Source organism: Rosistilla ulvae (assembly GCF_007741475.1).
Taxonomy (GTDB): Bacteria; Planctomycetota; Planctomycetia; order Pirellulales; family Pirellulaceae; genus Rosistilla; species Rosistilla ulvae.
This window is the reverse complement of record NZ_CP036261.1, coordinates 4,808,980-4,831,814: the sequence shown is the minus strand read 5'-3', so window position 1 is coordinate 4,831,814 and position 22,835 is coordinate 4,808,980. Positions and strand designations below refer to the sequence as shown.

15 protein-coding genes are annotated in these 22,835 nt (G+C 58.5%); 10 read left to right on the top strand and 5 right to left on the bottom strand.

What is annotated here, in order from left to right; translation table 11 throughout:
* The first annotated feature begins 1 nt into the window (after position 1).
* The 6 genes from EC9_RS17045 to EC9_RS17020 all read left to right on the top strand — a co-directional run bounded on the left by EC9_RS17045 (position 2) and on the right by EC9_RS17020 (position 9,823).
* Positions 2-3,238, top strand: a complete 3,237-nt coding sequence (locus EC9_RS17045) for an AsmA-like C-terminal region-containing protein (protein ID WP_145347066.1) — start codon at positions 2-4, stop codon at positions 3,236-3,238.
* A gap of 27 nt (positions 3,239-3,265) precedes the next feature.
* A complete protein-coding gene (locus EC9_RS17040; protein WP_145347064.1) occupies positions 3,266-3,577 on the top strand; it encodes a hypothetical protein in 312 nt (103 codons plus the stop codon).
* A gap of 141 nt (positions 3,578-3,718) precedes the next feature.
* Positions 3,719-6,466 (top strand): PSD1 and planctomycete cytochrome C domain-containing protein, encoded by a 2,748-nt coding sequence (locus tag EC9_RS17035; RefSeq protein ID WP_218934206.1) that lies wholly within the window; start codon positions 3,719-3,721, stop codon positions 6,464-6,466.
* A gap of 55 nt (positions 6,467-6,521) precedes the next feature.
* Positions 6,522-7,949: a DUF1501 domain-containing protein gene (locus tag EC9_RS17030; protein ID WP_145347061.1), complete on the top strand. Its 1,428-nt coding sequence runs from the start codon at positions 6,522-6,524 to the stop codon at positions 7,947-7,949.
* 205 nt (positions 7,950-8,154) lie between these two features.
* On the top strand, positions 8,155-8,994 hold the full coding sequence (gene dapF / locus EC9_RS17025; RefSeq protein WP_145347059.1) for a diaminopimelate epimerase: 840 nt from the start codon (positions 8,155-8,157) through the stop codon (positions 8,992-8,994).
* A gap of 88 nt (positions 8,995-9,082) precedes the next feature.
* Complete coding sequence (locus EC9_RS17020) at positions 9,083-9,823, top strand: lysophospholipid acyltransferase family protein (protein ID WP_145347057.1); 741 nt, start codon at positions 9,083-9,085, stop codon at positions 9,821-9,823.
* 93 nt (positions 9,824-9,916) lie between these two features.
* Here EC9_RS17020 and EC9_RS17015 read toward each other — a convergent pair whose 3' ends face one another.
* On the bottom strand, positions 9,917-10,999 hold the full coding sequence (locus EC9_RS17015) for a hypothetical protein (RefSeq protein ID WP_145347055.1): 1,083 nt from the start codon (positions 10,997-10,999) through the stop codon (positions 9,917-9,919).
* A 427-nt stretch (positions 11,000-11,426) separates the two neighbouring features.
* Here EC9_RS17015 and EC9_RS17010 point away from each other — a divergent pair, with 427 nt between their 5' ends.
* Positions 11,427-12,095 carry an RNA polymerase sigma factor gene (locus EC9_RS17010; protein ID WP_246105736.1) on the top strand — a complete coding sequence of 223 codons (669 nt, stop codon included), beginning with the start codon at positions 11,427-11,429 and terminating at the stop codon, positions 12,093-12,095.
* 135 nt (positions 12,096-12,230) lie between these two features.
* A complete protein-coding gene (locus EC9_RS17005; RefSeq protein ID WP_145347053.1) occupies positions 12,231-13,844 on the top strand; it encodes an anti-sigma factor family protein in 1,614 nt (537 codons plus the stop codon).
* 84 nt (positions 13,845-13,928) lie between these two features.
* Here EC9_RS17005 and EC9_RS17000 read toward each other — a convergent pair whose 3' ends face one another.
* The 4 genes from EC9_RS17000 to EC9_RS16985 are packed head-to-tail and all read right to left on the bottom strand — an operon-like array spanning position 13,929 to position 19,292.
* Positions 13,929-15,569: an ABC transporter permease gene (locus EC9_RS17000; RefSeq protein WP_145347051.1), complete on the bottom strand. Its 1,641-nt coding sequence runs from the start codon at positions 15,567-15,569 to the stop codon at positions 13,929-13,931.
* A complete protein-coding gene (locus EC9_RS16995; RefSeq protein ID WP_145347049.1) occupies positions 15,566-16,519 on the bottom strand; it encodes an ABC transporter ATP-binding protein in 954 nt (317 codons plus the stop codon). Before EC9_RS16995 ends, EC9_RS17000 begins: the two co-directional genes overlap by 4 nt.
* Complete coding sequence (locus EC9_RS16990; RefSeq protein WP_145347047.1) at positions 16,516-18,843, bottom strand: hypothetical protein; 2,328 nt, start codon at positions 18,841-18,843, stop codon at positions 16,516-16,518. Before EC9_RS16990 ends, EC9_RS16995 begins: the two co-directional genes overlap by 4 nt.
* Entirely contained in the window at positions 18,840-19,292 is a 453-nt protein-coding gene (locus EC9_RS16985) for a hypothetical protein (protein ID WP_145347044.1), read from the bottom strand. Before EC9_RS16985 ends, EC9_RS16990 begins: the two co-directional genes overlap by 4 nt.
* Positions 19,293-19,577: 285 nt before the next feature.
* Between EC9_RS16985 and EC9_RS16980 the strand changes: the two genes are divergently transcribed.
* On the top strand, positions 19,578-21,194 hold the full coding sequence (locus EC9_RS16980) for a permease (protein ID WP_391556702.1): 1,617 nt from the start codon (positions 19,578-19,580) through the stop codon (positions 21,192-21,194).
* A gap of 972 nt (positions 21,195-22,166) precedes the next feature.
* Positions 22,167-22,796 (top strand): hypothetical protein, encoded by a 630-nt coding sequence (locus EC9_RS16975; RefSeq protein ID WP_145347043.1) that lies wholly within the window; start codon positions 22,167-22,169, stop codon positions 22,794-22,796.
* Positions 22,797-22,835: the final 39 nt, after the last annotated feature.

Genomic DNA, 22,835 nt, shown 5'->3' with positions numbered 1-22,835 from the left:
AATGCAAAATGCGGTAGCAACACGACAACGCGACACCACAGGGCGAGTCTCTGTGTGGGTGCTCGTGTTGTTGCTGTTGATCGCGGTTGCCGCAGCCGCTTGGTCGGCGCTTCCCACAACGGCCGGTGAACAGGTGCGACGGCATCTGTTGAGCAAGTTGCGCGAACACTACCGCGAAGCGTATGTCGACATCGGGGCGGCGAGATACGAACCGGGCCGCGGTGTGGTGATCGAACAGTTGGTGCTTGGGGATGCCGCGCGACAGGGGCAGTGCAAGGCGTTGGTTTGCATCGAACGGATCGTCGTCGATACCGATTTGAGTTTGCAACGGCTGGCCGACTTCGATTTCAGCCCGAAGAAGCTGACCATTCGAGGGTTGGAGTTGACGTCGCAGATCGATCCCGAGGGGCATTTGGCGATCGAACAATTTTTTCCTTTGCCTAAATTTGGCCCCGGTGCGGAAACGATCGAGATCGAGCGTGGGGTTTTATCGGTCATCGATCCGGCCAATTCCGACGCGCGTCCGATGGTGGTTCGGGAAATCAAAGGCCGGATCCTGAATCGCCCTCCGAACCCCGCGGATCCAAAGACATTCCAACTGACCGCGGAAGCCGACTTCTTCGAGTTGCTGGAAGTCGTGGGGGAATTCGACTCCGAAAAATGGAACGTTCGATCGCGTTTGCGGCGTGCGGAGTTCAATCGAACGGTGGCCGCCCAATTACCTTTCTGTCTACGGAATCGTCTTACGAAATTAGCGGGGCTGTCGGCGACATTCGATGGCGTCGCTTCGGTCGAAGGAGGCTCTCAACAGGCTGCGCTCAACTGGGTTAGCAAAGTTGATTTGATCGATGGTCGCTACGAGTCGTCGTTCCTGCCGTATCAGATGGAACGCTTGCAGGGAGAATTTTTTCTGCGTCCGAGTGGTTTGGAAGTTGCGTTGCTGTCGGCTCGGATCGGCGATGCTCGTTGCGAAGCGAAAGGGGCGACCCAAGGTTGGCGCTGGCCGATGCCGCTGTCGTTTTCATTGGATACCGAAGAGCTATTGCTGCACGAAGAGTTGGCATCGTGCACACCGCAGAAGTGCCAAGAGATCTTCCAGCGTTTGAACCCCCGCGGTCGAATTGCGGCCAATGCCAACGTTCGCTTCGACGGCCAGAAATGGAGCTGGCAATCGGCGATTCAATGCTTGGGGCTCGATGTCCAATTCGATCGGTTCCCCTATCCGGTCAAAGATGTCCGCGGCACGATCTTTTCCAGCGATCGGGAGACGATTGGCCAAGGGCTGGTCGGGCGTTTGGAAGGGCAACCGCTGCGATGTAACTTGCGGTTGGAAAAACGCGATCCAGCGGCCAACAACCGAACGACGTTGGTCGAACTGTCGACCGAGGGGCCGCTGACGATCGACGAGACGCTGTTGACCTCGCTGACGCCTCGGGGAGAAGAGACGTCGAAGCTGGAAAATTTGGTCCGCTCGCTGAATGTTTCAGGGAAGGTTTCGTTGGCGAGCAGCAAGTTTGAAAGCTGGGCCGACGGTACACGTACCAAGATGATGGATCTGCGGTTTGAACAGACCAACCTCCGCTACGATCGTTTTGCCTATCCGATCCATGACATCCAAGGTCAAGTGTTAGTCGACAACGATATCGTCCATATCTCCAACGTCCGCGGTCAGAGTATCGATTCGGCGTCGATTTCGGCGCGGGGTATCTGCCAATCGCTTCCCGCGGGAACGCTTTTCCAATTGGAGATCGATGGCTATGGAATTTCGATGGATCAATCGCTGCGACGCGTCTTGGCCGCCGAGCACCAATCGATCTGGGACACGCTCGGGCCGTCGGGAGTCTTGGAGCACTTGAATGTGTTCATCGATCTCGCGCCAGGCCAGACCACGCCTCAACTGAAGATTATGGCCGATCAATACCCGCGTAGCGATCGCCCGCCACGCTCGGTCAGCATCACGCCGGAAAGTTTGCCGTACCGTTTGAACATCACTGGTGGGCGGGCCGAATATGTCGACGACCAAGTGGTGATCTCCGATCTGCAGGGTTGGCACGGTCAATCGCGGCTTAACGCCCAGGGACGCTGTGTTCGCCAAGCCGATGGGCGTTGGGTGTTGAGCGTCGATGCTCAACCGCCGACCCGTGTATTGGTCGACAACGATCTGCTGACCGCTTTGCCAGAGGAGGTGCAGGGGACGTTCCACGCCCTGCAATTGTATGGGCCCCCGGTCAGTCTGCGGGGGACCGCAAACTTTGCATTCCCCGATCACGACCATCCCGATCTCGATTTTGATTGGGATCTGCGGCTGCAATTGGAAGGAAACCGGATCGGCGATGCCGGACCGGTTCACGATATCCGGGGCGAGGTGCAGATTGCGGGAGAACGGATCGCTCAAACGACCAACGCCACCGGAAACGTACGGTTAGATTCTTTGCACGTCGACAATGTGCAAGTGACCAACGTGCAAGGCCCGATCTTAATTCGCGAAGATCAATTGTTTGTCGGCCAAGCGGTTCACGATGGCCGCTCGGAATCGGTCGCAGCATCGAGCAAATCGATTCGAGGCGGCCTGTTTGGCGGAATCGCCGAACTCGATGGCCAGATGGATCTGACCAGTGGGCGATTTGACGTCAACGGCCGTTTCGACGGGATCGATTTTGCGACGCTGTTGCGCGATTTAAATCAGCCGGCCCAGCACACCAAAGGAGCCGGACGAGCGGTGATGCGGCTGCGCGGTTTGCTGGGCGATTACCAAACGCTCTCCGGGCAAGGGGCCGCCAGTTTGCAAGACGCCAGTCTGTATGAGTTGCCTGCGGTCGTGCGGTTGTTGAATATTCTGAGCGTGAAACCGAACCACGACGGCGATCTTTCCAACTGTGAACTAAAGTTTCGTTTGGACGGTGAACAAATCAGTTTCGATGACATCCGCATCTGGGGCGACATCCTGGTGCTGCGTGGTTCGGGGACCGCAAACCTACGTCAAGAGCTCGATCTGCGATTTGAAACCGGCGTCAGTCCAAACAACTTGTGGAGTCGGTTGCTGAACCCGTTGAAAGATCAACAGTATACACTTTGGACGATCGATGTGACCGGAACGTTGGCCAATCCGGTGTTCGATAAACGGACGTTGAAACAGATCGAACAGGCGCTCGAAAGGCTGTTTCCTGAATTCGACGGCGACAACTCAAACCGGCGAACCGCCGGACGCACCACGCGACAGGAACTCTTGACCCGATAGCTCAACTCAACAGGGGAGATGATTGCGATGTCCATTGAACCCAGTGCTGCAGTGACCGGATTGGCAGGAACCGCGCGAGCCCAGCAGCGCGGCAGCGACACCGAGACGGTTCGGAATCAACAGGCCGCGGTGAATCAAAGTGAATCCCCAGGGCAGGCCGAAGGAGCGGATCAGTTGACGCTCGAAGCCAGCAGTAAAAGCGGGGATCGCGATGGGGATGGGCGGCGGCCGTTCGAACTGCAAGAACGTGAGCATGCGGACGAAGAGCAAGGCGATCCGCCGTCGAACGTGAAGCCGATCGACGATGACTGTGGCGAGCAATTGGATCTCGAAGTCTAAGTCAACAGCGACACCGAATCGCAAGTTGAGGCTGTCGTCGGCTGGCAACGCATGTTCCGGAATAATGTTGGTCGGCGGTATTTTAGTTCGGCTATAATGGTGCCCCTCACGCCATCTCGCCCCTTCCTGCCGTGGATGAACATGAACCGACTGCTTGCCTGCTCGCTGTTCGTGCTGCTGATCGATCCGCTGATCGCCGAGGATTCGATCGATTTTGTCGAACAAGTGCGGCCGATCTTTCAACAGCATTGCTACGCTTGTCACGCCGAAGCGAAGCAAAAAAGTGGCTTCCGGTTAGACATCAAGGCGGCCGCGTTTGAAGGCGGCGATGGCTATGGTGCCGCGATCGTTCCGGGCGAGCTCGACGAAAGTCCCCTGATCGAACTGATCACCAGTGACGATCCCGACACGCGGATGCCTCCCGAAGGAAACCGACTGTCGCCAGCGGAGATCGATCTGTTGATCCGTTGGGTTCAACAGGGAGCTGACTGGCCCGACGGCGTCGACCTTGCCACGTTGGAAGACCGTACTGATCACTGGTCTTTCAAACCGCTCGCCTTTCCAATCGACGCGGCGGCTTCCGATCCGCACACCGCCGCGGACGGACAATTGGATGCGGCCAACGGTTTGCGGATCGATGCGTTTGTGCAAAACGAACTACAACGACATGGACTGACACTCTCCCCCGCGGCGCCGCGCCGCGACTGGCTTCGCCGCGTCTATTTCGATCTGATCGGTTTACCTCCCACGCCGCAACAGATTGTCGAATTCGAACACGATGATTCGAGCGAAGCCCAACGCCACGTGGTCGATCGTTTGCTGGCGTCGCCGCGCTACGGAGAACGCTGGGGCCAGCATTGGTTAGACGTGGTGCGGTATGCCGACACGCATGGCTTCGAGGTCAACACGCCGCGACCCAATGCTTGGCCCTATCGCGATTATGTGATCGCGTCGTTCAACAACGACACGCCCTACGACCAATTCATCCACGAACAATTGCATGGCGATACGATGCAGCAGGATGCGGCGACGGGATTTTTAGTCACCGCGGCCGCGCTGTTGCCAGGACAAATCGGGAAGGACGACGCGTCGAAGCGATTGGCTCGGCAGGACGAATTGGCCGAGATCGTGATCAATACCGGAGAGGCCTTTTTGGGGCTAAGCGTTGGTTGCGCTCGATGTCACGATCACAAATTCGACGCGATCTCGCACACCGACTATTTCGCGATGCAAGCTTTTTTCAGCGGTGTGAAATATGGCGAACGACCGATCGCGTCGGAGGATAGCGATCGGCGACGTCACCAGGCGGCAAAGCTGGCGACGCGAGTCGACGAGATCGAAAACGAACTGCAGCAAGCGGCCGATATCGCGATGCCGGCGGCGACCGAGGCGCAGATGAATTCGCTGGCGTTTGAACCAATCGATGCGAGGTTCGTTCGGTTTACGATCCACGATTGCAATCGGCATCCTTCGTTGGGGTTGATCGAACCGTGCCTAGATGAGTTCGAAATCTTTGCCGCCGATCCGGTGGAGACGAACGTGGCGTTGGCGTCTCGTGGGACGAAGCTGACCGCATCGGGCAGCCGGACTTCGGACAAACACCGACTCGAACACCTGAACGATGGCCTTTATGGGAACAGCCACAGTTGGATGTCCGATACCGCAGGCCGTGGTTGGGTGCTGTTGGAACTGCCCGAGGTGACGTCGATCGGGCGTGTCGTTTGGAGCCGCGATCGACAAGGGAAATTCAGCGACCGGCTGCCGACTTCGTTCACATTGCAGGCGGGGCCTTCGTTGGACGCGATGCAACATCTGGCCGGGCTGGCCGAATCGCAAGTACAAAGGTCGCAAGCGCTGCGCGACGAGAAACAGTCGCTTGAAAAACAGATCGAACAATTAAACAAGACGCCCCAGTTTTTTGCCGGCAGGTTTACAAAGCCCGAACCGACGCATTTCTTGTTGCGTGGCGATCCCGAACAGCCGCGCGAACTTGTTCCACCGGCGGTGCTTACCGCGTTGGGTGACGTTCGCTTGGCGGGCGACGCTTCCGATCGAGAACGCCGCATGGCGCTGGCCGATTGGATCGCCCGCCCCGACAATCCGTTGACCGCTCGCGTGATGGTGAATCGGATTTGGCAATGGCACTTCGGGATCGGATTGGTTGGCACGCCGAGCGATTTCGGCCGCAGCGGCGAGCGACCGTCCCACCCCGAGTTGCTCGATTGGTTAGCGGCGGAGTTCATTCGCAGCGGATGGTCGGTCAAACATTTGCATCGCTTGATCGTGCTGTCGCAGACGTACGGGCAATCGAATCAAATCGTTCCCGCCGGGCAGGCGGTCGATGCCAGCGTTCGCTTGCTGTGGCGATTTCCGTCGCGACGAATGGAAGCTGAAGCGATCCGCGATTCGATGCTGGCCGTCAACGGTCGTTTGAATTTGACGACCGGCGGACCAGGCTTCGATCTGTTCAAGTCGCGTGGGGGATTGAGTGGTTTCCCGCCGATTGAATCGTTCTCCGATCAAGGTCTGCGGCGGATGGTTTATGCGCACAAGATCCGGATGGAACCCGAAGCCGTCTTCGGCGCGTTCGACTGTCCCGACGCAGGCCAAAGCGCCGCCCGCCGGCGACAATCGACAACGCCGATCCAGGCGCTGAACCTATTCAACAGCCGGTTCACGATCGAGCAGTCCGAAGCGCTGGCTGCACGCGCGGCGGCCGATGTCGGTGGGGACGTGCGCGATCAAATTCGGCATCTCTATCGGCTGACATTGGGTCGCGATCCCGAACGCGATGAATTGGATTCGGCTGAAGCGTTGGTCGGCCAGCATGGACTGCCGACCTTGTGCCGCGTGATCTACAACGCGAACGAATTTCTGTTCATGCCGTGATCGCACACGCCATCGGACGTCCTCCCCGCGGTTCCTGAGAAAGAGCATTGAATTCATGAACAATCGACGACGTTTTCTGAGCGACGCGACGACCGGTATCGGTTCGATTGCGTTGGGCAGTTTGTTGGCTGGGGAGCGAGCAACCGCCGCACGGCCAGCGATCGATCCGGCCCGGCCTTATGCTGCGCGACCGTCGCACTATCCGGCTAAAGCGAAGAATGTGCTGGTGATCTTTTGCGCCGGCGCGGTCAGTCAGTTGGAGACGTGGGACTTCAAGCCGGAACTGATCAGGCAGGATGGCAAGCCGTTGAAGGACGGTCCTGCAGTGACGTTCCAAGGACCCGCGGGGGAACTGGCGCGACCGCAGTATACGTTTCGTCCGCGCGGCGAAACGGGGAAGATGGTTTCCGACATGATTCCTCATTTGGCGGAACTGACCGACGAGTTTGCGTTTATTCATTCGCTGACCAGTAAGAGCAATACGCACGGACCGGCGGAGAACTTTCTTTCGACGGGGTTTGTCGAAGACGGATTTCCCAGCGGTGGCGGATGGGTAACGTACGCGTTGGGTAGCGAAAATCAGAACCTGCCGGCGTTTGTGGCGATTCCCGATCCGCGGGGCGTGCCGCAGGCGAGCGTCAACAATTGGGGAGCTGGATTTCTGCCGGCGGAGTTCCAAGGGACGCCCTTCAGTTCGAAGAATCCGATCCGGCATCTCGCTCCGCCGCCGCAGGTCTCCGCGGCTGCTGATCGCGCGGCGCGGGCGCATCTTGAAAAAATGAATAGGCGGCATCTGGAACGTCATCCGGGCGACGGCCAATTGGCCGCCCGGATCGCCAGCTACGAATTGGCGGCAAGGATGCAGTTGAGTGTTCCGGAGATCAGCGACTTGAGCACAGAGACCGCTCAGACGATGGCGATGTACGGGGCCGATGATACTTCGAATCCGATCAAGGCGGCCTATGCAAAGAACTGTATTTTGGCGCGACGGTTGGTCGAAAGTGGAGTCCGGTTTGTGCAACTGTTCAACGGTGCCTACGCCAGCGGCGGCGAATTGAACTGGGATGGTCACAGCAAACTGAAAGAACAATACGACCGGCATGCCGAGATCATGGATCAACCAACTGCGGCGATGATCCGCGACATGAAAGCGCGCGGATTGCTGGAGGATACGTTGGTCGTTTGGTGTACCGAATTTGGCAGAATGCCCATGTTCCAAAAGGGAGCCAAGGGACGCGATCACAATCCCGATGGCTTCACGTGCTGGTTGACCGGTGCGGGCGTGCGGCGTGGTGTCAGCCATGGCGTGACCGATGAACTGGGGCGCAAGGCGGTGGAAGATATCCATCCGCTGTACGATCTGAACGCGACGATCCTGCATCTGTTGGGGCTCGATCATGAACAACTGACCTTTGAACACAACGGGGTTCAGCGGCGATTGACCAATGTGGAGGGGCATCGGATCGCCGAGGTCTTGGCGTGATCCGCCTGTTTGGTGCGGCAGGCGATCGCACCTATTTCGTGAAACTGGGCAAAAGGTTATTTTGGCGTGCGGGTTCGCTGCGGTTTGCGCACGCACGGCGGGCACCGATTTTGGGACACTTTCCTGTCGGTTGGCAACGCTAGCTAGCGTTCACCCTCACCATTCCAACTAGGCTCGACGCGGGCCCATGAGACTGAGAACGACGATGCAATTTACGAAGATGCAAGGGGCGGGGAACGATTACGTTTATATCGATTGCTTTGCGCAGCCGACCCCCGCGGATGTCGACAAGCTGGCGATCGCGATTTCCGACCGGCACTTCGGCGTCGGTGGCGATGGCTTGGTTTTAATCCAGCCTTCGGAAATTGCCGACGCGCGGATGCGGATGTTCAACGCCGATGGCAGCGAATCGGAGATGTGTGGCAATGCGATCCGCTGCGTTGCCAAATATCTGTACGACCACGACATCCGGCGGACACCAACGTTGAACATCGAAACGGGTGTCGGCGTTTTGAAACTGGAACTGCAAGCCGAAGGCGATCGGGTGCAGCAAGTGACCGTGAACATGGGGAAACCCATTCTGGAAGCTCCTCGGGTTCCAACGACGATCCTGCCAACGGGGGCGGTGGTCGACGAACCGTTCGAGATCGATGGGCACACGTTGTCGGTGACCTGCGTTTCGATGGGCAATCCGCACTGCGTCTGCTTTGTCGAATCGGCAACCGATGAATTGGTGTTGGGACTGGGGCCGAAAATCGAAGTCGATCCGCGGTTTCCCAATCGCACGAACATCGAATTTGTCGAAGTCATCGGTCGTGGTGAATTGCGACAACGGACGTGGGAGCGTGGTTCGGGGGAGACGTGGGCGTGTGGGACTGGTGCGTCAGCCGTCTGCGCCGCGGCGGTGCTGACCGGACGCGCCGATCGAGAGGTTTTGATTCATTTGCTAGGGGGTGACCTTCGCTTGCGATGGGATGAGACCACCGGCGAGATCTTCAAGACAGGGCCTGCGGTGGAAGTGTTTAGTGGCCAATGGAACGCTTAACCATCGCGGCGGCGCAGGTGTTGGGATTCGTGGCGTTGAAAGCCAGCCCGTGCCGAGCGACCGCGTCGCAATTTGAAGGAACGCCGCTGTGAAACTGACTTCGGGATGGATTGGCGGTTCGTTCAGTTTGGGGACGTCGATCGCGGTTCGCGCGTGGATGAAAACGCTGCGGTTTCAGATCTCCTATTACGACCAAAGCCACGATCCGGTGAACGCTTCGTATACCACGCCGGGGATTTATATCTTCTGGCATGAATACATACCGTTCATGTTCTATCTGCGCGGACACAACGACGTGGCGATGTTGTTGAGCCAACACCGGGATGCGGAAACCCTGGCGCGGGCGACACGTTTTGTCGGCTTTGGCACAATTCGAGGGTCGACTTCGCGCGGTGGGATCACGGCGCTACGGAAGATGTTTCGGCAGGGCAAGTCGATGAATCTGACGATGACTCCCGACGGACCGCGCGGTCCGCGACGGGAGCTGGCCGCGGGCTGCGTTTATCTCGCGTCGCGTCTGCAATTGCCTTTGATTCCGCTGGGCCTTGGGTACGATCGGCCGTGGCGGATCCGACGGGCGTGGGATCGATTCGCGGTGCCGCGGCCGGGCAGCCGCGCCCGAGCGATCATGGGGCCGGGGATTCGGATACCGGCCAAAGCTGATCGAGATGACTTGGAAACCTACCGTCGACAGGTTGAAGTCGTCTTGAACCAATTGACGGTTGCCGCCGAACAATGGGCCGAAACCGGGCAAGCCGTCGGCCAACCGTTTGTCGCCTCGCGAGCGCCGCGCGGGTTGCAATGGATGCGCAATCCGTCGGAAGACTAGAAAACCGGACTGCGGCTATCTTGGGCCATGCGGGCTCTCAAAAGTTCCCGAACGGTTGCGAGAGACCACGGTGCCGGGGAGCCCCGATCGGTTTCAAACCAGCATCGAGCTGAAGATCAGCCAACGGAAGGTGAGGATCGTGCAGACGAGGCACATCCACCAACACGCCGTTTGCGCGAAGCGGTGTTTCCGCAATCCAATCAACAGCCCGCAGGCGCCCAGCGTGACGGTGGCTTTGAAGGCGATCAGCGCCGCCGGGGAATCGACGAATTGGGCGCCGACGGGATTGATCTCTCGCATCTGTCCGGCTCGAGATGTCAGTAGCGTCCAGACGAGATCAAGCGAAGCGTGGGCGCAGATCAACGCGACCGAAATGACCGTCGCGCGCGACATCACGTCCAACAGATTTGCCTCGGGGAATAACGCAGGCGTCTTGGGCGTGGTCATCATCAGGTGTCCAAACGCGTAGACGCCTACCATCAAGCCAAACATCGTCATCGGATACGTCAACTGGTTCAATGCTGTGGCGGCACTGACTTGGGCGCGGTTGATTTGATTGGCGCGTTCGTAGCGTTCCACGACGACGGTTGCCGCGTCGATCAGATCTTGTGATGGCGTGTAGCTGGTGAACCATGCTTCCATCGACTGTAGTTGTTCTTGATCGGCGATCGAATCCTGGAGTTCCTGATAGGGTTCCGATTCGCGATCGAACTTCAACAGGTTTGCGCAAAATACATTTTCATTCAGAATCACCGCCGGGCTATCGCTGAAGGCGAAGACCGCTCGATTGCCGCGCAATGATTCGACAACGTGTCGTTGAAGATAGCGGTTGTTGCGGAATTGACGCGAGGGATTGTCGTTGCGTCCACGGGGGCGGGATGTCTGACTGGTCCCAACCCAAATCTTGTAGCCGTTGACCGACAGGTGATCGGTGTTTGGGGTGGAGGTGATTTCAAAGGGCCAGGCGATTCGCTCGCCATCGACAAACAGATACCCCTTCTCGATTCGGGTGACTCGAGATTCTTGATCGAAATGCAAGGGGCGTTCTCTGATCGAATCGCGATGCGAGTCGGTCGGCTGTCGACTGGCAACGCTCATCTCCGGTTTGGGCTCTGCCAGCGCGGAAAACGGAGCGCAAATGATGGCCGAATACAAGATCACCGTTCGTAAAATCATTCTATCCTTCCTTCACGCGATCGTTCACCGGTTGGCGTGGACACGTCGATGTAAAATCGCCGTTCCGAACGCCCTCCGCTCCTGAGCCCCCATCTTTGCGGGGATTATTTGCGCCGTCAACGCATGGCAATAGAAACCCTAGCGGCGATGGGAAGTTTCGGCGGGGCGGCAAGCTTGTCGGGTTTTGCGTCAACCGCGCCCGTTGAGCGGGGCGTGCGGTATTTCCTTTGTGAATCGTCGACGCCCAAGGGCGATCAATTTTCCGCGAAACTTTGTCGGATCTTGTCGGTTTAAAGTTTCTGGGTGACGTAGTTTCCGCAGCGGTCGTGCGCTAGACTGAACGGCAGCACATTCTGCGGATTCTGGCGACCACCTGAGGCCCGAATATCGCAAGTTCTAATTCCTTAAGCCGAAGGACGATTCGACTTTGCCCGTTAGCCCATCGACCGCGTTGCGTTATCAACAATTGGACCCCGATGTCCGTTTGATGCTGCGCGTACGCAACGATGACGCCACCGCATTCGAAGAGTTAGTACACCGATATCAGAACCGTTTGGTGCAGTTGTTGGAACACTTGGCACCCCGCCGTGACATGGCCGAAGACTTGGCACAAGACGTTTTTATGCGAGTCTACCGAGCTCGCAAGAGTTACGAACCGGGAGCCAAGTTTTCCACTTGGCTGTTTACGATTGCGGGGAACGTCGCGAAAAACTCGCTTCGTTCGGCGAGTCGACGGCGCGAGGTTCGCGCCACCGACGCGCCACGCCGCAATGACACCGAAAGCGATGCGACGTTGGAATCGTTGGCGTTGGCTGCCAGCGGCCAAATGCCCGCTCGTCAGATCGAAGGCTTGGAAAGGGCCGAGATCGTTCGGATGGCGATTCAAGAATTAAACGAACGCCAACGGATGGCGCTATGGTTGAGCCGGTTCGAAGAACTGAGTTATGCGGAGATCGCCGACGTCATGAAGATGACTCCGCAAGCGGTCAAAAGTTTATTGTCGCGAGCGCGGGTGAACCTGAAAGAAATTCTGGAGCCCTATGTGAATCAGGGTTCCAATTTGGCGACCGCCAATAAAACCGAAGACCCCACGTAATTCGGGGCTCGACCGCGTCGCGCGTTCCACGGCGCCGCGTCGGTACAGTTTCCGTGGAACAATCACGAGCGATTGAACGCCGCGCGATCTGCGATAGCGCGGCGACATCGCGGCCTTTTTAATGTAAGTGGAATCATGGAAGCAACACGCCCGATCGACGACGGTTCGCCCAGCGACCTCGACGAACAATTGGTTGCCTATCTCGACGGTGAACTCGAAGATGACCAACGGGCTGCGCTCGAAGAACGTTTGATGGAAGATCCCGATTGCAAACGGCGCTTGCGATCGCTGCAGCAAACGTTCGACATGCTGGACGAACTGCCACGCACGACGGTCAATAACGATTTTGCTCGCACCACCGTCGAGATGATTGCGGTCAGCGCATCGCAAGAGTTTGAAATCGTCAAACAACGTCGCCCCTGGAAACTATCCGCCGCAGCGGTTGGTCTCTTGTTCACCACCGCGGTCACGTTCATCGTTGGGGGCGTGATCGTTCGCGGTTACCAACAAGAACAGCAACGCGAACTTGTTGAAGGACTGGCGGTCGCGGAGCATCTACGCGCCTATTCGCAGATCAAGAGCGATTCGGATTTGAAATTTTTCGCCTCGCTGGCCGAACAGCCCGCGTGGCAAGAGCATATTTCGATCAGCCGTGATCTGGAGGAATTGCCAGTTCGCAGCGTCGAGGGGCGGTTGGCGGCGGTTGCCGAACCAGAGCGGACGACTCAGTTGGCAGAGATGCCCGCCGATTTGAAACGGGATCTGCAATTGCAGTACGAACAATTGGTCGCTCAGCCACTCCAACGGCAAACGGAGTTGAAGGATTATGTGCGGCAGATCGAAGCTCGCGACGATGCCGATCGATTGACCGAAACGTTGGTCAGTTACGTCGATTGGCTCGATACACTTTCGCCCCCAAAGCAGACGGAGTTGCAATCGGCCGCTGCCACCGAACGTTTGCGATTGGTCACCGCCACGATTCAAGAGACCCGTCGTGGGGATCATGAACAACTGACGGCAGAGGATCTCGACCAGCTGTATGCAGCGCTATTCAAAATCGCCCAGTCGCGGGTCGACGAATTGCCAGACGCACTTTCGGGCGAAGCGTATGCGACGTTGCAGCGGCGCGCGGAAACCGTCAGTAAGGAATTGTCGTTAAACGCCGACGAGGTGATGGCGCACATTTTGGTCAAGTTGTATGTCCTTCCAGCGATGCGAAGGGGCAGTTCGACCGACGGTTGGTGGGGGAAGGTGAGACCGGTAACGGCGGAAGAGAAGAAGTTGGTCCGCCAATCGCTTAGCGCCAAAGCGACTCAATTCCTGCAGAATGTTCAAGACTCCGGGGACCAATCCAATCGGTTGTTCTACTGGACGATGTTTGCGGCTTGGAAACGTTCGCCGATCGATGGCTCGGGCAACAGTCCGTTGGATGCCTACGAATCGGCCGATGCGATGCTTCGCGAACGGATCGATCTGAGCGATCCCAACGAAGCGCTCAAAGCGCTGCGCAGTCGCGGCGGCGGTCGATCGGGCTTTCGGCCTTGGGATGGTCGCGGCGGCGAAGGGCGTGGCGGTGATCGCCGAGGCCCCGAGGGGCGCGGTCCCGGTTTCGATCCGCCAGGTTTCGAAAACGGAAAGCGAGGTGGTGGTCCGCCGCGCGGCGACAACCGTCCCGGCGATCGTCGAGGGCCGCGAGCAGTCGGTGTGCCACGCGATAACCCTCCCTCGCAACCCGACGCCGACAAATGACCTTGGCGATCGGAAACCTTTGTTGCGTTGGATGATTCCGTCTCTTGGTCGATCGCTGTAGAAATCAAATCGGTCGCGGCTGGGTTACGCCAACGGATCGCTCGACGTTTCGCTTTCGGGCAGTGGATTCAGCGCTGCCAGTTCATCCAGCACGCGCTGCGGTGTCGAGACGCGGCGGACCATCACGTCGCGTCCGACGTAAAGTAGATTCGCGGCAACCGCCAGCAATCCCATCGTCAGGACCATCCATGGGATCGATACCGCAGCGGCACCATTGGCGAACTGTCGCAGCGTCCAAGCCCAATTGGTGATCTGGGTTTCGTCCCAGGTGAAGCTGCGAAAGTTGTTCACGTACAGCCCGATCGAATAGGGGATGATACAGCCCAGCGACATCATCAACAGCGTGGCGACAAGCGACACAAACGGCGTGACGCTTCCTTTGCCGCGGACCATCGAGACCAATAAGTGCGTGATCCCGAGAAAGAACATCATGTAACCCAACAGGGTCAGCCCGAGCGGAACGATCGACTGGTTGTTCGCGACGCGATTGATCACGCCCGAGGCTTCCAACGCATAGATCGCGGCGACGATGCCAGCGAAGCTGGAGATGGCGAAGACCATGCCGGTGCCCGGACCAGGATTCAGCCAGGTTAACAGAACGCGACCGAGAAAGGTTTTGGGGAGCCCGCGTCGAACCCGCGCCGACAATGTCTCCGATTCACCCAACATCAATCCGCCCATCGCGATCCAGTAGAAAGCCGATAGCACGAGGATGACGATGCCTGTTCCGCGGCCCGGAAAGAAGTCGTAGAACATGCTGCGCGAAAAACGGACGCCCAGCTCCGCGGAATACATGAGCAAATAAAGTGCCCAGAAAATGGCCACCGCTTGCAGCACCAGCATCATGATCCGCAATCGCGTCGATCGATTCTCGCTGACCGGCGACAAGGCGGCGGCTGACGCGACGATCAAGAAAATCGAAACGCCCAGGTAGAGCGTAAGGATCGCTAGCAATAGTACCAGCAGTTCGCTGTCGTCGCTGCGAATTCCCGATGTCATCAAAGTCATCGCAAAAGCACCGTGCAGGTATTCCGCCAACAGAACCAACAACAGCATTCCGATCATCAGCAGCGATTGCAACGATCGCGTGTTGGAGATCGATGCGAGGAACAGCCCAACGACGACCATAAAGACCGACGTCAGAAAGGTCGACGCGATCAAGAGCGCAATGCTGGGCAGGTCGATCCCGCGCAAGATGTAGGTGAAGGCAACACACGGAACCAGCGCGGTAAAGTAGATCACCAACTGCAGCACGGAACTGGCCAGTTTGCCTAGGATGATCTGGTAGGACGAGAGTGTCGTGATCGACAGGACTTCGTACGTGCCGTCCTCGCGCTCAGCCACCAACGATCGATTGGCCGCCATCGGCGCGACCAACATCATCGGCACCGCCAGGACCCAGTAGTATCCCATCAGCATCGCGCGGCCGCCGGGAACATAATAGATCCCCGGCATCATCAACAGCGTACCGGCGAACGACCAGATCCAGGCGCCAAGCAACAGCACGGCGAAGGTCCAGATAAATTGACGACTCTTTAGCGCCTGCCGCGCTTCTTTGACAAGGATCGGATTGCACCAATCCCCCGCGCGATCGAAGAACGCATCGATGCGTTGGATCCACAGCGGAGCTTCCGCGGTCGTCGGTTGCGTCGCTTCCTGACTCATTGCACCAACCCTTCGGTAACTTGCATGAAGACATCTTCCAGCGATCGGGCGTGCGATGAAAATTCCGCGACACTCACCCCCGCGGCGATCAACGAAGCGAGCAGCGTCGCCTGGTGAGTGACATCCCCTTCGTATTGGAACCGGACCAATTCTCCATCGACGATCAAGTGGCTGACATGATCGTTGCTCTCCAGCATTTGAACCGCCGTGTCGCGATGGTCGATCACGCGAACGACAAACTCGCGATGCGTGCGCTGCTGGCGCTGGATCTCATCGACGCTGCCGGTCGCCAACAGACGACCCTGTTCGATAATCCCGACCCGATCGCACATCTCGGCTAGCTCGGTCAGAATGTGGCTGCTGACCAAAACGGTTTTGCCATCTTCGGCGAGCGCCCGGATCATCCTTCGCAATTCGATCCGCGCCCGAGGGTCCAAACCGGCCGCCGGTTCGTCGAGGATCAGAACCGCCGGATCGTGAACCAGAGCGCGCCCCAGACACAGCCGCTGTTTCATCCCTTTGCTGAGTCCGCGGATCGGTTTCTCCGCGATGCCGTCCAATCGCGTGAAGTCCATCACCCAGCGGACCCGTTGGTGCCGCTGGCGCCCGGCCAGTCCATAGGCCCGCGCGTAGAAGTCGATGTATTCGTGACAGTTCACACTCGGGTAGGTTCCAAAGGCGTCGGGCATGAAACCCAATCGACGGCGAACGTGATCGGGATCGTTGACGACTGAAAAACCGTCGACGTAAGCATCCCCCAATGTCGGCAATTCGAGCGTCGCCAAGATCCGCATGCTTGTCGTCTTCCCCGCGCCGTTGGGGCCGATGTAACCGAACACCGTTCCACGGGGAACGCTGAACGAAACATCGTCGACCGCGCGGGTCTTGCCAAAGTTGCGGTGCAGCCGCCGCAGTTCGATCACCGAATCGTCGCTATGGTAGGGAATCATTCGGCGCTCTCCGCAGTTTCGTCTTTCGTCACCGAAGTATCTTCGTCGGCTGGGGCACCGCTTTGGGAAACCGGATCGGGGTCGCCGACGAATCGAAGCTCGCCCATCATCAAGTGAATGCATTCGACCGGCTTGGCACCTTCGATCCCGATCGCGTCGGCGGGAACTTCCGCCATGGCGACAAAATGGTTCGCCGGCGGCGTACCCTGTTCAACCATCGTGCTCCGGAACATCGCTTCGACCAGCCCACCCACGTTGGCGGTGGTGAATGACCGTGGTCCGCTCGTGTTTCGAAGCCGCCGCATGTTTCCCAATCGAAGCAGTTCGCTTTGCGATGCGTCTTGATACCCGGCCGGCAGTTCCGGCGCGTGGTCCAAAAAGTTGGTCGTCATCCAGCGCGCCGCATCGACTGGCAACATCGCGACCGCGTCGGCTGCACTCCCGGCGTCGATCGCTTCGGCGAACCAAATGCGTTTGCTAGCGTCCGCCAAGAGGATCGATGCGATGGGGTGTCGGGTTTGGTTTTCGACGCGGACGATCCCTTTGCCGCGACGGGCGACGACTGCTCCGCAATCCATTTGAGGCGTGATCGCGACGAATTGCGATTGGGTGCGCGACGGCATGAACGTCCCTTGCAGCCGGAGTGCGTCGCCATCGATCACGACCTGCGCGGCTCCCGGATCATCATTCTCTTGCGACCGCGCCCCCGGTAGCTGCGGTTCTCGCAATGGGTAGACCGCTGTTTCGCGCGACCACGCGACGCCGTCGCGCGGCCGGAGTCCGGAGAAATAGGTCTGTCGCGACCAATTCACGCCCTCGCCGCTAGCATTCAGTAGCGTCAGGTGCCGGATCCGGACTCGGCTGCCGAACCCGTCGGCGATCATCGCGTAGAGTCCAATCGAGGCGGTACAGATCAGGGCCACGATCGGAGCGAAGACGAAAAACAGATACAGCCGCTTGAGGTACAGGAAGACGTAATACGAAACGGGGCCGACCAGCAGCACAAACAACGAGATCATCCCCAGGAAGGTATAGACCGGGGGCTGCCCCACTTCGGCGATCAACCAGGTCCAGAAGTTGCTGTCGCCGCGAACGATGTCGAAGCCCAGTCGGTTCTCGGTCCCGATCTGCATCGGGGCCGCTGCGGCGATGGTGCTCCATTGCTGAACCGATCCGGGAAATGGAAAGGCATCGTCGATGCAAACGATCTTGCCGGCCAGGTACGGATGCGTCGTGACCCTTTTCTGAACCGAACGGGCCCCTTCAACCAGCAAAAAAGGATGCTGCAGACTGGCGTTGGGTAGGGTTCGTTGCTCGAGCTGCCGCGGGCCAGGGTTCCGTCCCATCCCAGGTGGGTTGTGCGGGAGGCCGGATTGCGATGCTTCTTGGATCTTCGATACCGTCAATCGCTCCCAAGCATTGGGCAACGAGAAAAGGTCGTTTAATTCAGCAGTGCCGGAATCACCATAGGTCCAGAGAACGCCGCCGGTCGCGAGCCATTGACGCAACGCTTCCATCGCCGTCGGGTTCTCTTCTTTGATACGCTGCAGCGCCTTGACCGACACCATCACGGCATCGGTGTCATTATATAATGTCCAGCGGTTGGGCAGCCGATCTTCGTGCACCGTCTTGATGGCAAGCGAGGAATGCCCCGGGTTCTGAATCGACGACTTCGCCGCTTCGTGTTCAAGTTGCTGGGGCCGGAAATAATGTGGCGGCATCCGCTCGCCACGCGACGCCATCCACAACGATCGACAATCCGGAAACCGTTGCCAATCGGGCGGGTCCGAATCGACCGTCCGGGCTTCGATGATCGTGAGCGTCAACTCGGGAATATTGTCCGTGGTCAAAAAGACCGGCGTCGATAAGTCACTGTCATCTCCCGGCAAGACGACTCCATCTTCCAGAACGCGAACGCGGCATTGCGCCCAGGGATAATAGATCGGGACTTCCAGCACCTCGCGATGGATGCTGTCCGATTCGCCCAATTGGATCGTCTGGCGGAAATCAAAAGTGTTCTGACTTGGCAGCACCGACCGCGGTCTCAACTCGATCGTCAGTTTTCGGTCCGCTCCAAAACTGGGACCGATCGCCCGCACTTCGACCGTCACGGGACAGACTCCGACTCGCTTGGTTTCCCCCGCGGTCACCGTCAATGCGATCCCCGAACCCTTGGCGCCATCGACGGGGAAGTCTGCTAGCAATTCGTCGGCAAAGGAAGCTTTGGGTGTCAGAGTGCCGACCGCCAAGGCGGTGGCGATCAACACGAGCAGCGATGATGCCCGGTGACTCAATCGGCGGCGGATGCCGCGGCCACCGATCATGACTTCACCTCGTGTTCATTCCCGGGCGTGGGATTCGCGTCCCTTTGCGTCGACGAGGTTCCCAAGTTGGCCAACGCGTTGGGGGCCCAGATCACCATGAACAGGACCGCGTAGATCGCAAACATTCCGCCCATCACGGCCAGGGTGACCATCGCGGCCGAGGCCCACAGGCTACCGAGAACCGATTGCCGGAAGATCCATGCGACCAGAACCGAGAGGGTGAAGACGATCGAAAACCACCGCAAGGTGAACCGGGGCAGCAAGCCATCGGATTCCACGTTTTCCATAATTGTAGATGAGCCCGCTGGATCACCCGCTGGCGGCGACCGGTCGTTCCGGATCGCGGCGGGCGGAGTGGATTGGATTGTTGGGGACAAGATCGGCGGCACGCTATCCGCCGACCGCGGATCGGGCCGAGCGGCGGAGAGGGTGCTGCGGTTGCTGGTCACATTGTAGGAGCAATCGAAGCGAGGATGCAAACACCCATGCTGGCAATTAGGGCTAATCACTTTTCCAAACTGGAGGCTCTCGGGAAATGGTAACCCGACGCGTACGCGAGGAATTCACGCGGTGCCTCGCTTACGCGTCGGGTTACCAAAATGCCTAAACTCAAACAGTGATTCGCCTATGCTGGCAATTGTCGAACACTGCGTTACGATAACGACCAACGAATAGTTGCTCAGCTTAGGCGGAAGCTGCGACTTCTTTCTCCCCACGTCGCAAGGTCTCAACTCGTGAGCAACGACCGATACCGCTGGTTTGCCGTAGGCGACATCAACGCCTTCTTTGGTTTGATGTTGGATAACGTCGCGGGGCTGATCCTGGTGGTCAGTCTGTTAGCCGGCGTCTTCCAGTTCCCGGCCGAAGTCGCCGTGCAGGCGATGGTCCCCGGAACGGCGATCGGCGTCTTCGTTGGCGATCTGATGTTCTTCGCCCTCGCATTCTGGTTGGCCAAACGGACTCGCCGCAGCGACGTCACCGCGATGCCTTTGGGGCTCGACACGCCCAGCACGTTCGGGATGGTCTTCTTTGTCCTCGGTCCCGCTTTCATCGATGGCAAGGTTCGGCTGGGACTCGACGAAATGGAAGCGGCCCGTTTCGCGTGGCACATTGGGATCTGGGCGATCGTGATGAGTGGACTATTTAAAGTCCTCTGCTCTCCGGTCAGCGGCTGGATTCGACGAAGCGTTCCGCGGGCGGGGCTGCTCGGTTCGCTGGCGGCGATCGCACTGGTGCTGATCAGCTTTCTTCCATTGTTGGATATCTTGAAAACGCCGCTGGTCGGTTTGGTCGCTTTGGCGATCGTATTGACTTCGCTGATCGGCCGCGTGCCGTTGCCATTTCGCGTCCCCGGCACCTTGGGCGCGTTGATCGTTGCCGGCGGGATGTTCTATCTGTTGCGAGCGTTGGGCGTGGAAGGGTACGTGGCGTCGGGGGAGCATACGATCACGCCGACGATGTTCCCGACGATGTGGTTGGAAGCGTTTGAGTTCCAGTGGCTCGAGCGCTTTAGCGAAGCGATGAAGTACATGCCGATCGTCCTTCCGTTCGCGATCGGAACCGTCGTTGGCGGGATCGATTGCACCGAGAGTGCCGCGGCGGCGGGAGACGAATACCCGACCGGGACGGTGATCTTTGTCGAAGCGATCGCGACCTTGGCGGCTGGGCTGTGCGGCGGCGTGGTCCAGACGACGCCTTACATCGGGCATCCGGCTTACAAGCAAATGGGCGGCCGCGGCGCGTACACCCTGGCGACGGCATTGTTGATCGGAACCGCGGGTGTCGGCGGCTACTTCGTCTACTTCTACCAGATCATTCCCGAAGCGGCGGTCTTTCCGATCCTGATCTTTGTCGGACTGGAGATCACCGCGCAAAGCTTCTCTGCAACTCCCACCCGGCACTACGCTGCGGTCGCCTTGGCCTGCGTTCCGGCCCTCGCCTTTTTAGCCAACAGCTTTCCTTCGCAGATCTTTGGCGATCCGTCCTACTCGATCGAAGGGCTCGGCGATCCGGGGTTGCGGGACAAGCTGCAAACGCTACTGATCCTCTCCAACGGATTCATTCTGACAAGTCTGCTGTGGGCGTCGGCACTGGCTTCGATCATCGATCAGCGATTGCGTCGAGCCGGGGGGCTGTTTCTTATCTGCGGTTTGTTGACGGTCTTCGGTGTGATCCATTCCCCCGTTCCCGGCTCCCCGTTGTATTGGCCATGGAGTGCGGAGGCGGCGATGGTTCGCCAGTTCGCGTTGGGGTACGCCGTGACCGGACTGCTGTTGGTCGCGTGGTCGTTCTGGTTGCTGACGATCGCCGCGCCTTCGGACAGTCGCGCCGAAGAGGTCGAATCGGAATAGTCGCTCAGGTTTGCCGAACCGAGGCGTGTGAAACCGGAAGAGTTTGTGCACGTGTTCCACGTGGAACACTTCGGTTTCGGGCAGCGGCGTTTTTGAACGGGCGCGTCTCCTGAAATGGTAACCCAACGCGTAAGCGAGGATTCTTCCACGGATGCCTCGCTTACGCGTCGGTTTTTCAGGAGACGCTATGCCCGAACTGAGTCGCCCTGCGGGCTCGCCCGCCTGGGTGCCACTGGCTATGCCAGTGCTCCACAAACGAAGCACCAAAGGCATCTCCAGCCGATCGTGATGGCGGAACCCTCGCCGTTTAGAATTGGAGAATCTGTATGTTGATTCCAATCTCTCTGCTTCGCTGCAGGAACACTGGCATAGCCAGTGGCACACAAAAACAACGCGTCTGGGTGCCACTGGCTTTGCCAGTGCTCCACAAACGAAGCACCAAAGGCATCTCACGCCGATCGTGATGGCGGAACTCTCGCCGTTTGGCATTGGAGAACTTGTTTGTTGATTCCAATCTCTCTGCTTCGCTGCAGGAACACTGGCAAAGCACCAAAGGCATCTCACGCCGATCGTGATGGCGGAACTCTCGCCGTTTGGCATTGGAGAACTTGTTTGTTGATTCCAATCTCCCTGCTTCGCTGCAGGAACACTGGCATAGCCAGTGGCACACAAAAAAAACAACGTGCGATCCAGCATCAAGCCACTGGCCATTATAAATGACACGCCCCGCTGAGCTGTCACCCGACCGGCAAGCTCGTCAGGACTAATCCGTGTTTGTGCTTAGGCAAATTAGCCGCCACGCGTTAGCGTCCGGTTCTCCAGGTAAACCGGTCGCTAAGCTGATACCTCAAATTGAAACACTGAATAGCCCTGCGGGCCCGCCGCGGCGATTTGTTTCGGTCGTGACGGGGCATTATATTGTTGAGTGCGATTTTTTCCGCTTCTTATCTTTTCCCGGGAACGGCTTTATCCATGATTACCCTTCGGATCGCGTGCGCACTGTTGGTCGCATCGGCGGCCAGCGGCTGCAGCAAAGAGAAACTGAACGAATTGGTCGATCAGGCGAAAGAGACTGCGACGAGTGTCGCGTCGGATGTTTCGTCAGAAGTGAAATCGGCGACCGAAGAGGCGGTTGCCAAAGTGGAAGCGACGACCCAGCAGGTTGCCGAGACCGCAGGGGATGTCAGTGGCATCGGCGACACGACCGGCAAGGGGATGATGACGTTGGATTCACCGACCCAGTTCGCCGCCAGTTATGTGCAGCTGATCGCGATCAACCCGGGCCGACCGGCGGTCTTGAAGATCTCCAGCAGCAAAGATGGCGACGACGAGACCTTTCCCGCCTTCCTGTTGCAGGCGAATCTTTCGACGGCCGGAGATCTCAACGCATTGGCGGGGCAGACAGTTTCAGCGCGGTTGTTCGCGCAGAAGGAAGCTGGCGGTACGATTTGGTTCTCGCCCGAGGATCAACCGGTTCCGGTCACGATCGCCGTCGAGCAAGGGAAGGTGACCGCTCGGATCGAGAATGCGTCGGTGATGAGCAGCAGCTCCTCCCAGGAGACTGCTGTTTCGGGGACCTTCGAATGTGTCCTGCATCCGTAGACGCTCTGGCACGCTAGGTCGATCGAATGTTCCGTTTAA